General features: G+C 67.1%; 10 protein-coding genes. 6 read left to right on the top strand and 4 right to left on the bottom strand.

Features of this window, described 5'->3' with window-relative positions; translation table 11 throughout:
- Positions 1-89: 89 nt before the first annotated feature.
- The 4 genes from ldcA to AC3B6A_RS11170 form a co-directional block, all read right to left on the bottom strand.
- Positions 90-2342 (bottom strand): lysine-specific pyridoxal 5'-phosphate-dependent carboxylase LdcA, encoded by a 2253-nt coding sequence (gene ldcA / locus AC3B6A_RS11185; protein ID WP_488402747.1) that lies wholly within the window; start codon positions 2340-2342, stop codon positions 90-92.
- A 300-nt stretch (positions 2343-2642) separates the two neighbouring features.
- Positions 2643-3380, bottom strand: coding sequence for a DNA polymerase III subunit epsilon (dnaQ, locus tag AC3B6A_RS11180; protein WP_488402745.1), 738 nt, complete (start codon positions 3378-3380; stop codon positions 2643-2645).
- A gap of 72 nt (positions 3381-3452) precedes the next feature.
- Positions 3453-3896, bottom strand: coding sequence for a ribonuclease HI (gene rnhA, locus AC3B6A_RS11175; RefSeq protein WP_488402743.1), 444 nt, complete (start codon positions 3894-3896; stop codon positions 3453-3455).
- 11 nt (positions 3897-3907) lie between these two features.
- Positions 3908-4669, bottom strand: coding sequence for a class I SAM-dependent methyltransferase (locus tag AC3B6A_RS11170; RefSeq protein ID WP_488402742.1), 762 nt, complete (start codon positions 4667-4669; stop codon positions 3908-3910).
- 87 nt (positions 4670-4756) lie between these two features.
- Between AC3B6A_RS11170 and gloB the strand changes: the two genes are divergently transcribed.
- The 6 genes from gloB to AC3B6A_RS11140 all read left to right on the top strand — a co-directional run bounded on the left by gloB (position 4757) and on the right by AC3B6A_RS11140 (position 13104).
- Complete coding sequence (gene gloB / locus AC3B6A_RS11165) at positions 4757-5536, top strand: hydroxyacylglutathione hydrolase (RefSeq protein ID WP_488402740.1); 780 nt, start codon at positions 4757-4759, stop codon at positions 5534-5536.
- 79 nt (positions 5537-5615) lie between these two features.
- The gene (locus AC3B6A_RS11160; protein WP_488402738.1) at positions 5616-7199 is read left to right on the top strand and encodes a lytic transglycosylase; all 1584 of its coding nucleotides are present in this window, start codon (positions 5616-5618) and stop codon (positions 7197-7199) included.
- A 107-nt stretch (positions 7200-7306) separates the two neighbouring features.
- Positions 7307-9136, top strand: coding sequence for an extracellular solute-binding protein (locus tag AC3B6A_RS11155; RefSeq protein WP_488402736.1), 1830 nt, complete (start codon positions 7307-7309; stop codon positions 9134-9136).
- Positions 9133-10998: an extracellular solute-binding protein gene (locus AC3B6A_RS11150; RefSeq protein WP_488402734.1), complete on the top strand. Its 1866-nt coding sequence runs from the start codon at positions 9133-9135 to the stop codon at positions 10996-10998. Before AC3B6A_RS11155 ends, AC3B6A_RS11150 begins: the two co-directional genes overlap by 4 nt.
- Positions 10998-12080 carry a microcin C ABC transporter permease YejB gene (locus tag AC3B6A_RS11145; protein ID WP_488402733.1) on the top strand — a complete coding sequence of 361 codons (1083 nt, stop codon included), beginning with the start codon at positions 10998-11000 and terminating at the stop codon, positions 12078-12080. Before AC3B6A_RS11150 ends, AC3B6A_RS11145 begins: the two co-directional genes overlap by 1 nt.
- Before the next feature lie 4 nt (positions 12081-12084).
- The gene (locus AC3B6A_RS11140) at positions 12085-13104 is read left to right on the top strand and encodes an ABC transporter permease (RefSeq protein ID WP_488402731.1); all 1020 of its coding nucleotides are present in this window, start codon (positions 12085-12087) and stop codon (positions 13102-13104) included.
- The last annotated feature ends 1 nt before the right edge of the window (position 13105 follow it).

The raw sequence follows: 13105 nt of genomic DNA, 5'->3' as shown, positions 1-13105 counted from the left end.
CCGTTTGTCCCGGCTCTCCCTTGATCAATTCCGACAAGAATAGTTGGACTTTGAAAAAGCGCGGGCCCCGGCGCGTCAGGGCCCGCCCGTCACTTGCAGCACTCCACGGTATAGCGCCGCTCGCCGTTCACCTCGTGCACCTGCAGGCCGTGCACGTCCGAGTCGAAGCCCGGGAAGGTGCGCTCGAAGTTCTGCGCGAAGGCCAGGTAGTCGACGATGGAGCGGGTGGCTTCGGTGAACCGCTCGCCCGGCATGATCAGCGGAATGCCCGGCGGATAGGGCACCAGCATGACCGCCGCGATACGCCCCTCCAACTGGTCGATGGGCACCGCCTCCACCTCCCCGCGCACCAGTTGCGCATAGGCGTCCGCGGGGCGCTCGGCGACTTCCGGCAGCACGGTGTACATGCGCTTCATCGCCTTGGCGGTGGCGTGGTCGCGGTAGCAGTGGTGCAGCTCGTCGCACAGGTCACGCAGGCCCATGCCGGCGTAACGCGCCCCGCCGGCCTGGGCGACGCTGGGCAGCGCCTTGGCCAGCGGCTCGTTGGCGTCGTAGCTGCGCTTGAACTCCAGCAGTTCGGTGACCAGGGTGCTCCATTTGCCCTTGGTCACGCCCATGGAGAACAGCACCAGGAAGGAGTACAGGCCGGTCTTCTCCACCACCAGCCCGCGCTCCCAGAGGAAGCGGCTGACCACCGCGGCGGGAATGCCCTGGGCATCCAGGCGCCCGCCGGCGGTGAGGCCGGGCGTGGCCAGGGTGACCTTGATCGGGTCGAGCAGCACGTAGTCCTCGACCGCATCGCCGAAGCCATGCCAGTCGGCATTGGGCTCCAGCACCCAGTCGCGGGTCTTCACCTCGTCGGTGCCCTCCACGCCCGGCGGCTGCCAGACGCAGAACCACCAGTCGTCCTCGGCGAGGTTCTGCCGCACGTTGGCCAGGGCGCGGCGGAAGCTCAGCGCCTCGTCGAAGGTCTCCTGGATCAGCGAGCGCCCCGCCGGGCCCTCCATCATCGCCGAGGCCACGTCCAGCGAGGCGATGATGCCGTACTGCGGCGAGGTGGAGATGTGCATCATGAAGGCTTCGTTGAAGCGCGCCCGGTCGAAGTGCCGCGCGCCGCCGTCCTGCACATGGATCATCGAGGCCTGGCTGAAGGCGGCGAGCATCTTGTGGGTGGAGTGGGTGGTGAACACCAGCGGGCCGCTGTCCTGGCGGCTGGTGCCCATGCCGTAGCGCCCGTCGTAGAAGTCGTGGAAGGCCGCATAGGCGTACCAGGCTTCGTCGAAATGCAGCACCTCGACGCTGTCCCCCAGCGCCTGCTTGATCATCTCGGCGTTGTAGCAGAGGCCGTCGTAGGTGGAGTTGGTCACCACCGCCAGCTTGACCTTGGGCTCGCGCCCGCGGGCCAGCGGGCTGGCGGCGATCTTCGCGGCGATCGACTCGCGGCTGAACTCGGAGAGCGGAATCGGCCCGATGATGCCCAGCTCGTTGCGCTCCGGCGTCAGGTAGAGCGGGATCGCGCCGGTCATGATGATCGCATGGAGGATCGACTTGTGGCAGTTGCGGTCGACCAGCACCAGGTCGTCGCGGCAGACCATGGAGTGCCAGACGATCTTGTTCGCCGTGGAAGTGCCGTTGATCACGAAGAAGGTGTGGTCGGCGCCGAAATTGCGCGCGGCGCGGGCTTCCGCCTCGGCCAGCGGGCCGGTGTGGTCGAGCAGCGAGCCCAGTTCCGGCACCGAGACCGAGAGGTCCGAACGCAGGGTGTTCTCGCCGAAGAACTGGTGGAACGCCTGCCCCACCGGGCTCTTGCGATAGGCCACGCCGCCGCCATGGCCGGGCGTGTGCCAGGAATAGTTGGACTCCGAGGTGTGCTCCACCAGCGCGCGGAAGAACGGCGGCAGCAGGTCCTCCAGGTAGCGGCGCGCGGCGCGGCTGACCTGGCGGGCGAGGAACGGCACGGTGTCTTCGAACAGGTAGAGGATGCCGCGCAGCTGGTGCAGGTCGGCCATGGACTCGGCCGGCGCGTTCTCGATGGTCATCTGCTCGCCGAGGGCGAAGATCGGCAGCTGCGGCGCGCGCACCCGCGCCATGCGGATCAGCTCCACCACGTCCTGCAGCAGCCGCTGGTTCTCCCCCGCCCCCTCGGCGGCAACCAGGATGCAGGCCAGGCCATGGTGGGTGGAGGCGACGATGCGCCCCTCGGCGGAACTGGCGGTGGAAAGGATGCTGAAACCATCCTGCTCCAGTTCGCGGGCGATGTCGCGGACGCGGTCGCCGGCCACGGTGTCGGCCTTGATGTCGCGGTGGACGATGAGAATGGGGAATTTGAGGTCTTTATACATTGTGAGCCCCTGAGGCAGACGCTCTGCTGGCGTCGATCCCTAAGAGTATTGGCTCACGGAATGCAGGGGAATGCACCCGGCTAGAGACTGTAATAAAACGTCGCACCGCTGACAGGTGCGCAGCCACCAACCGTAGGAGCGGAGCTTCTCCGCGAAATCCCGGCGCAGCCGGGACCGTTATGTCGAGGCCAGGGCACCGGCCTGACGGCCGGATTCGCGGATGAGATCCGCTCCTACAAGAGCCCCCCGCTGAAACGAAAAAGGCCCCGGTTCGGGGCCTTTTTCATTGGACGGAGCACATCACTCCTTCGGCGCTTCCATCTGCACCCACAGCGGCGGGCCGCCGGCGGATTTCTCGATCACCGCCAGGCGCGCGGCGTGGGCGGCCAGCTCTTCCTCGCTGGCGCGGATCACCCGGGTCGCCACACGCCCGGCGGCCAGCCGGCGGATCGCCGAGGCGGCGACGCGGCCGCTGCCGTCGGTGTCGCCACCGTGGCCGGCCAGCGACAGGCTGGTCTGGCCACCGGTCATCGCCAGGTAGACGTCGGCGAGAATCTCGGCGTCGAGCAGTGCGCCGTGCAGGTCGCGGCCGGAGTTGTCGACGCCGTAGCGCTTGCACAGGGCGTCGAGGTTGTTGCGCTGGCCCGGATGGCGCTCGCGGGCCATCAGCAGGGTATCGAGCACCGAGCAGTAGTCGCCGACTTCGGCGCGCTCGGACTGGCCCAGCAGGGCGAATTCGTTGTTGATGAAGCCGACGTCGAACGCCGCGTTGTGGATGATCAGCCGGGCGCCGTTGATGAACTCGAAGAAGTCGTCGGCGATCTCGCGGAAGCGCGGCTTGTCCTTCAGGTACTCGTTGGTGATGCCGTGGACCGCGATGGCGCCTTCGTCGATTTCGCGGTCGGGCTGCAGGTAGACGTGGAAGTGCCGGCCGGTGAGGCGGCGGCCTTCGAGTTCGACGCAACCGATCTCGATGATCCGGTGGCCGTCGGTGACCGGCATACCGGTCGTTTCAGTATCGAGTACGACGCTGCGCATTCTGTGTGAAACCTTCTTGCGGTTGATTCGCCCGGACGGCTCCGGGCGACCTTGATCCTGATAGCCGGACGCTTAGCGCGGCAGTTCGCTCACGCCACGGTTGGCGAGCATGTCGGCGCGCTCGTTGCCGGGGTGGCCGGTGTGGCCGCGCACCCAGCGCCATTCGACAGTATGCCGGTTGACCTGTTCGTCCAGCGCCTGCCACAGGTCGGCATTCTTCACCGGCTGCTTGGAAGCGGTCTTCCAGCCGCGCTTCTTCCAGTTGGTCATCCATTCGGTGATGCCCTGCATGACGTACTGCGAGTCGGTGACGATGCGCACGTCGCAATGCCGCTTGAGCGCGGCCAGGGCCATGATGGCGGCCATCAGTTCCATGCGGTTGTTGGTGGTTTCCGCCTCGCCGCCCCAGAGTTCGCGCTCGGCGCCCTTGTAGAACAGCACGGCGCCCCAGCCGCCCGGGCCCGGGTTGCCCTTGCAGGCGCCGTCGGTATAGATCTCGACTTTCTCTTCGCTCATATCGCTCGTGTTCAGGACTCGGAATCGCGGCGGCTGACCTTGGCCACCGGCAGCGGCACCAGTTGCCCGCGCGGTTCGCGGCGGGGTTGGCGCAGGGGCCGCAGGCCGACCACCAGCTTGCGCGCCACCAGCAGATAGAAACCGGCGCCGGAGCCCTGCAGGACGGGGCCCCAGGTCTCCATGCGGGCCAGGCGGCCCTGCCATTTCGCCGATGCAAGCGGCGGACGATAACACCCGTAGCGGCGTTTCTCCAGCGCGAAGCCCAGCAGGTTGAGCCAGTCGCAAACCCGCATCGGCGAGATGCAGCGGGCCCGGCGCAAGGCATCGCGGGCGAAGTAATGGCGGATGCCCCAGGCACTCCACGGATTGACCCCGACCACCAGCAGGTGACCGCCGGGGCGCACGCTGCGCGCGGCCTCGCGCAGTAGCCTGTGCGGCGACAGGCAGAAGTCCAGGCCGTGCTGCAGCAGCACCACGTCGGCGGCGTGTTCGCCCAGCGGCCAGGCCGCCTCGTCGCAGGCGATTTCCACGCCCGGCAGCGGCGGGCCCAGGCGCACTCCGCGTTGGATGTTGCCGGTGCTGGCCGGCAGCTCGGCGTGCGGACCGTAATGCACCAGGTAGCCGCCGAAATAGCGTTCCAGTTCGTCGGTCAGCAGTTGCTGCTCTTCGGCGAGCATCATTCCGCCGATCGGCCCGGCGAGCCAGCCGCGGGCCTGGGCGATCAGCTCCAGCCAGTCGGCGTCGGCCTGGGCGAAGGGTTCGGGTTCGATCATCACTAACCCCCTGTGGGCGCGCCCGACACAAAAGTGCGTATCGGCACTACTATGCGCCAATGCCCATTACTTAGCGACTTTCCGGCCATGATACAGATAGACGCACTCCCCGCCTTTTCCGACAACTACCTCTGGCTGCTGCAGGACGCGCCGCGCCGCCAGTGCGCGGTGGTCGACCCGGGCGACGCCGGGCCGGTCCTGGCCTGGCTGGAAGCCCACCCCGGCTGGACCCTGACCGACATCCTGGTCACCCACCACCATGCCGACCACGTCGGCGGCGTGGCGCGGCTCAAGGCCGCTACCGGCGCCCGCGTGCTCGGCCCGGCCAGCGAGACCATCCCGGCGCGCGATGTCGCCCTGCAGGACGGCGACCGCGTCGAGGCGCTCGGCCTGGCGTTCGAGGTCATCCACGTGCCGGGGCATACCCTCGGCCACATCGCCTATTTCCATGCCGCCCCCGAGCAGCCCCTGCTGTTCTGCGGCGACACCCTGTTCGCCGCCGGCTGCGGCCGCCTGTTCGAAGGCACCCCGGCGCAGATGCACGCCTCACTGAGCCGCCTGGCAGCGCTGCCGGGGCAGACCCGCGTCTACTGCGCCCACGAATACACCCTGAGCAACCTGCGCTTCGCCTGCGCGGTGGAACCGGAGAATCCCGAGGTCCGCGCACGCTTCGAGGAAGTCAGCCTCTGGCGCGAGCGGGGGAAGATCAGCCTGCCCTCGACCATCGCCCTGGAACGGGCGACGAATCCCTTCCTCCGGGTGGCGGAAACATCCGTTAAGAAAACTGCCGACGAGCGGAATGGCCAGGAAATCCGCACGCCGGACGAGGTCTTTGCGACCATTCGCCGCTGGAAGGACCAGTTCTGAAGTCTGGCGAAATCTTGACCAGGGCAACCGCGATTCCTAGAATCCCCGGAATTTTCGCCCCGGACACAGTCATCAGCCAATGCCGCCAAAGACCAGCAAGACCTCCGATCTAGACGCATTGGCTCGTGCCATCCGAGTCTCCCTGGTGCTGCTCGCCGCGGGCCTGGCCGGCTGTCAATCGAGCCAGCAGGCCAGCACCGACAGCCAGGTCCGCAGCGCCAGCCGCGCCATCGACGTGAAGTTCAACCCGGCCTGGTCGGACGCCCAGAACGATATCTGGGAGCGCATGCGCGTCGGCTTCCAGCTGCAGGACCAGATCGACACCAACCCGCGCATCGAACGCCAGCGCCTGTGGTTCATGAGCAACCCGTCGTACCTGGAGAACGCCAGCGAACGCGGCAGCCCCTACATGCACTACGTCGTGGAGCGCCTCGAAGAGCGCGACATGCCGCTGGAACTGGCGCTGCTGCCGGTGATCGAGAGCGCCTACAACCCGATGGCCGTCTCGCGCGCCCAGGCCGTCGGCCTGTGGCAGTTCGTGCCGGCCACCGGCACCCATTTCAACCTGCGCCAGACCAACTGGTACGACGGTCGCCGCGACATCACCGCCTCGACCAACGCCGCGCTGACCTACCTGAGCCGCCTGCACGACATGTTCAACGGCGACTGGCTGCTGGCCCTGGCGGCCTACAACGCCGGCGAAGGCACCGTCAGCCGCGCCATCGAGCGCAACCAGAAGCTCGGCCTGCCGACCGACTACTGGAACCTGCCGCTGCCGCAGGAAACCCAGGACTACGTGCCCAAGCTGCTGGCCCTGTCGCAGCTGGTGAACGCCCCGACGATCTACGGCATCAACCTCAGCCCGATCGCCAACCAGCCCTACTTCACCTCGATCCGCGTCAAGCCGGGGCTGGACCTCTCGCGGGTCGCCGCCCTGGCCGACCTCGACGAGGACGAGCTGTACCAGCTCAACCCCGCCTTCAAGCGCAAGGTGACCCTGGACGGCCCGCATCACCTGCTGGTGCCGCTGGACAAGGCCGACACCCTGCAGGCCGGCATCGCCAACATGAAGCCGCAGGAAATCCCGGTCGCCCAGCAGTACCGCGTGCGCAAGGGCGACAGCCTGCACAGCATCGCCCAGCGCTACCGCCTGAGCGTCGCCGAGCTGAAGTCCGCCAACCGCCTGAGCGCCAACCGTTTGCGCAATGGCCAGGTCCTGGTCATTCCCGGCCAGCCGGGCCGCCCGGCCGTCGAGCCGGAGAGCCCGCGCCAACTGGCGCAGGTCGAGCGCACGCCCGCACGCGCGCAGACCCGCAGCTACACCGTGAAGAATGGCGACAACCTCTGGCAGATCGCCAGGAAGAACGACGTCGACGTCGCCGACATCAAGCGCTGGAACGACCTCGACAGCCACGGCGTCAAGCCGGGCCAGGTGCTCAAGCTGCAGGGCGGCTCCAGCGCCGCGACCCAGGTGGCCTCGCGCGCCAAGAGCAAGGCGGACAACGTGACCTACTACAAGGTCAAGCAGGGCGACTCGATGTACCTGATCGCCAAGCGCTTCAACGTCGAGATGCAGCACATCAAGCGCTGGAATCCGCGCAGCGGCAAGGCCCTGAAACCGGGCCAGACCCTTACGCTCTACCTCGACACCGCCAGCCGCTGACCGGCGACACATGCCGCGACGCAAATGTCGCGGCGCGCGGCTTCTGGCGGCATGGACAAGCTGCTACTGTATGGCCCTCGCCTGCCAAGGATCGGACCCTACGCCCGATGCGTCGCCTGCCCCTCCTGATCCTCGGCCTCCTGCTCGGACTGCCCGCCTCCGCCCAGATCACCGAAAGCCACGGCTACGCACAATTCGGCGAACTGAAATACCCCGCCAGCTTCGACCATTTCGACTGGGTCAACCCCACGGCGCCCAAGGGCGGCACCCTGCGGCTGATGGGCCTGGGCAGCTTCGACACGCTCAATCCCTACACCCTCAGGGGCAGCCCGCCGATCAGCACTGCCGACTTCCTGCAGTACGGCGTCAGCGAACTGAACGAGCCGCTGATGGTCGGCACCGGCCTCTACGATCCGTCGGGTGACGAGCCCGCCTCCAGTTACGGCCTGATCGCCGGCAGCGTCGAATACGCCGAAGACCGCAGCTGGGTGGTGTTCAACCTGCGGCCGCAGGCGCGCTTCCACGACGGCACGCCGATCACCGCCTACGACGTGGCGTTCTCCTACCGCACCCTGCTCAGGCACGGGCACCCGATGTACCGCACCGCGCTGCAGGAAGTGCAGCGGGTCGACATACTCTCGCCCCAGCGCATCCGCTTCATCCTCAAGCGCCACGACAACCCGCTGCTGATCCTGCGCCTGGGCGAGATGCCGGTGCTGCCGCAGCACTACTGGAAAGGCCGCGACTTCCAGGCCACCACCTTCGAACCGCCGCTGGGCAGCGGCCCCTACCGCATCAGCGAAGTGACGCCGGGCCGGCGCCTGGTGTTCGAGCGGGTGAAGGACTGGTGGGGCGCGGACCTGCCGGTGAATCGCGGCAAGTACAACTTCGACCGGGTCGAGGTGGACTTCTACCGCGATGCCGGCGTCGCCTTCGAAGCCTTCAAGGCCGGCGAATTCGACTTCTACATCGAACACCAGGCGAAGAACTGGCGCAGCGGCTATCGCTTCCCGGCGCTGCTGCGCGGCGACGTGGTTCGCGCGGAGATTCCCCACCAGATCCCGACCCAGACCCAGGCGCTGTTCATCAACACCCGCCGCCCGACCTTCGCCGACCGCCGCCTGCGCGAAGCCCTGGGCATGATGTTCGACTTCGAATGGACCAACCGCGCGCTGTTCAACGATGCCTACGTGCGCGCCAGCAGCTACTACCCCAACAGCGCCTTCGCCGCCACCGGCGTGCCCCAGGGCAAGGAATGGCTGCTGCTCTCGCCGTATCGCAAGCAACTGCCGGACGAACTGTTCAGCCGCCCCTTCACGGTACCGGTCACCCAGGGCCACGGCATTCCGCGGGAAACCCTGCGCCACGCGCTGGGTCTATTGGCCGACGCCGGCTGGAAACTCTCCGGCGACCGCCTGCTGGACGCCGGCGGCAAGCCGCTGCGCTTCGAAATCCTGCTTGTCAACCCGAGCCTGGAACGGATTCTCCAGCCGTACCGCGAGAATCTCGCCAGCATCGGCATCGATGCGCGCTTGCGCACCGTGGACCGCGCCCAGTACAAACAGCGTCTGGACCAGTTCGACTACGACATGATTCTGATGACCCTGCCCCAGACCCTGAGCCCCGGCCTCGAACAATGGCAGTACTTCCATTCCAGCCAGGTGGCGGTGAAGGGCAGCAAGAACTATGCGGGCATCGCCAACCCCGTGGTGGACGCGATGCTCGACAAACTCCTCGGCGCCACCGACCGCGACCAGCAGGAAGCCGCGGCACGCGCCCTGGACCGGGTGCTGCTGTGGCAGCACTACAGCATTCCCAACTGGTACCTGAACCGACACCGCTTGGCGTACCGCAACCGCTTCGCCTTCGTCACCACGCCGCCCTATACCCTGGGCCTGCGTGCCTGGTGGCAGAAAAATCAGGAGAACCCCCTATGAAGAGCCCCCGCCGCGCCGCGCTGTTCGCCGGCCTGTTGCTGGGACTGCTGGGCAGTGCGCAGGCCGCGCCGCAGCACGCCATCACCCTCTACGACGAAGCGCCGAAATACCCGGCCGACTTCAAGCACTTCGACTTCGTCAATCCGGACGCGCCCAGGGGCGGCACCCTGCGCCTCTCCGACTTCGGCGGGTTCGACAGCCTCAACCCCTTCATCGCCAAGGGCAATTCCGCGCCGCAGATCAACCTGATCTACGACACCCTGACCTTCCACTCCCTCGACGAGCCCTTCACCGAATACGGCCTGCTGGCCGAGAAGATCGAGAAGGACCCGGAGCACCGCTTCGTGCGCTTCTACCTGCGCCCGGAGGCGAGATTCCACGACGGCACGCCGGTCACCGCCGAGGACGTGGTGTTCACCTTCGAGACCCTGGTGAAAGATGGCGACCCGATGTACCGCAACTACTACGCGGACGTCGACAAGGTGGTGGCCGAGGACAAGCTGCGCGTGCGCTTCGACTTCAAGCACGGCAACAACCGCGAGCTGCCGCTGATCCTCGGCCAGCTGGCGGTCCTGCCCAAGCACTGGTGGGCCAGCCGCGACTTCAACAAGACCGGCATGGAGCCGCCGCTGGGCAGCGGCCCGTACCGCATCGCCAAGGTCGACGCCGGCCGCTCGATCCGCTACGAGCGGGTGAAGGACTGGTGGGGCGACAAGCTGGCGGTGAACCGCGGCTTCAACAACTTCGACGCGGTGGTGGTGGACTCCTACCGCGACCTCACCGTCGCCCTGGAGGCGTTCAAGGCCGGGCAGTTCGACTTCAACGAGGAGCGTGTGGCCAAGAACTGGGCCACCGCCTACGACACCCCGGCGGTGCGCGACGGCCGCATCGTTCGCGAGGAACCGGTCAACAGCAACCCCTGGGGCATGCAGGGATTCGCCTTCAACCTGCGCCGCCCGGTGTTCCAGGACCCGCGCGTGCGCGAAGCGATCGCCCTGCTGTTCGACTTCGAGTGGACCAACAAGCAGCTGTTCTTCGGCTCCTACCTGCGTGACGGCAGCTACTTCGAGAACTCCGAAATGGCCGCGCACCAGTTGCCCGACGCCGAGGAGCTGAAGATTCTCGAACCGCTGCGCGACAAGCTGCCGCCGCAGGTCTTCACCGAGGTCTACGTGCCACCGGCCAGCGACGGCAGCGGCATCATCCGCGAGCAGAAGCGCAGGGCCTACCAGTTGCTGCTGGACGCCGGCTACCGGATCGAGAACGACAAGATGATCGGCCCCGACGGCAAGCAGCTGAGCTTCGAGTTCATGCTCGCCCAGGCCGACTTCGAGCGCGTGCTGCTGCCCTTCAAGCGCAACCTCGCCGAACTGGGCATCGACATGCAGCTGCGCCGCGTCGACGTCTCGCAGTACGTCAACCGCCTGCGCTCGCGGGACTACGACATGATCGTCAGCAGCTGGCCGCAGTCCAACTCGCCGGGCAACGAGCAGCGCGAGTTCTGGCACTCCAGCAGTGCCGACAAGCCCGGCAGCCGCAATTTCATCGGCCTGCAGGACCCGGGCATCGACGCCCTGGTGGACGGCCTGATCAACGCCGACTCCCGCGCAAGCCTGGTCAACCACGCCCGCGCCCTCGACCGCGCGCTGCTCTGGGGGCACTACGTGGTGCCCAACTGGTACCTGGGCACCTGGCGCCTCGCCTACTGGAACCGCATCGCCCACCCGGAGAAGCTGCCGCCCTACGGCTATGCGCTGATGACCTGGTGGCAGGCGCGCGACCAGGCCGTGCCGACCAAGGCCGAGGGCAGCGCCGCCGAACCCGCCCCGGCGAATGACGCCCAGACCGGGGAAGCGTACTGATGCTCGCCTACATCCTGCGGCGCCTGCTGCTGATCATCCCCACCCTGTTCGGCATCCTGCTGATCAACTTCATCATCATCCAGGCCGCGCCCGGCGGCCCGGTGGAGCAGACGATCGCCAAGCTGGAAGGCTTCGACGCCGCCAGCGGCGGCGCCACCGGACGCATCTCCGGCGGCGGCGGCGAAGTCGCCTCGGCCGGCTCGCACTACCGCGGTGCCCAGGGCCTCGACCCGGAGCTGGTGAAGGAGATCGAGCGCATGTACGGCTTCGACAAGCCGGCCCCCGAACGCTTCTGGATCATGCTGAAGAACTACCTGCGCCTGGACTTCGGCCAGAGCTTCTTCCGCGACGCCAAGGTCACCGACCTGATCGTCGAGAAGCTGCCGGTCTCCGTCTCCCTCGGGCTGTGGAGCACGCTGATCATGTACCTGGTGTCGATCCCCCTGGGCATCGCCAAGGCGGTGCGCCACGGCAGTCACTTCGACGTCTGGACCAGCTCGGCGATCATCATCGGCTATGCCATCCCGGCCTTCCTCTTCGCCATCCTGCTGGTGGTGCTGTTCGCCGGCGGCAGCTACTGGGACTGGTTCCCGCTACGAGGGCTGACGTCCAACAACTTCGACGAGCTGACTTGGGTCGGCAAGGCCCGCGACTACTTCTGGCACCTCGCGCTGCCCATCACCGCGCTGGTGATCGGCAACTTCGCCACCATCACCCTGCTGACCAAGAACAGCTTCCTCGACGAGATCGGCAAGCAGTACGTGGTCACCGCCCGCGCCAAGGGCCTCACCGAGCGCCGCGTGCTCTACGGCCACGTGTTCCGCAACGCCATGCTGCTGGTCATCGCCGGCCTGCCCTCGGCGCTGCTGGGCATCTTCTTCACCGGCGCGCTGCTGATCGAGGTGATCTTCTCCCTCGACGGCCTCGGCCTGCTCAGCTTCGAGGCGGCGCTGAACCGCGACTACCCGGTGGTGTTCGGCACGCTGTTCATCTTCACCCTGTTCGGCCTGATCATGAAGCTGGTCAGCGACGTCCTCTACACGCTGGTCGATCCGCGCATCGACTTCGAGAACCGGGAGTAAACCGATGCGCCTGTCTCCCATCAACCAGCGCCGCTGGGCGCGCTTCAAGGCCAACAAGCGCGGCTGGTGGTCGCTCTGGCTGTTCCTCGTGCTGTTCGTCGCAAGCCTGGGCGCCGAGCTGATCGCCAACGACAAGCCGCTGGCCATCCGCTACGACGGCGCCTGGTACTTCCCGGCGTTCAAGCGCTACCCGGAAACCACCTTCGGCGGCGAGTTCCCCATGGAGGCGAACTACCGCAGCCCCTACATCCGCGAGCAGATCGCCGCGAACGACGGCTGGATCCTCTGGCCGCCGATCGCCTACAGCTACGACACCATCAACTACGACCTGCGCGTGCCCGCCCCCTCCCCGCCCAGCCGGGAAAACTGGCTGGGCACCGACGACCAGGCGCGCGACGTACTCGCCCGGGTGATCTACGGCTTCCGCATCTCGGTGCTGTTCGCCCTCACCCTCACCGTGCTCAGCTCGATCATCGGCGTCGGTGTCGGCGCGCTGCAGGGCTTCTACGGCGGCTGGATCGACCTGCTCGGGCAGCGTTTCCTGGAAATCTGGTCGGGCCTGCCGGTGCTCTACCTGCTGATCATCCTCGCCAGCTTCGTGCAGCCGGGCTTCTGGTGGCTGCTGGGGATCATGTTGCTGTTCTCCTGGATGAGCCTGGTGGACGTGGTCCGCGCCGAGTTCCTCCGCGGCCGCAACCTGGAATACGTACGCGCCGCGCGGGCGCTGGGCATGCGCAACGGGGCGATCATGTTCCGCCACATCCTGCCCAACGCGATGATCTCCACCCTGACCTTCATGCCGTTCATCCTCACCGGCGCCATCGGCACCCTGACCTCGCTGGACTTCCTCGGCTTCGGCCTGCCCGCCGGCGCGCCCTCGCTGGGCGAGCTGGTGGCCCAGGGCAAGTCCAACCTGCAGGCACCCTGGCTCGGCATCAGCGCCTTCGTGGTGCTGGCGGTGATGCTCAGCCTGCTGGTGTTCATCGGCGAAGCCGCCCGTGACGCCTTCGACCCGAGGAAGTGAG

The organism is Pseudomonas sp. B12(2026), from assembly GCF_057767015.1.
The sequence above is the reverse complement of the archived record's forward strand: the minus strand, read 5'-3'. Positions and strand labels throughout refer to the sequence as shown.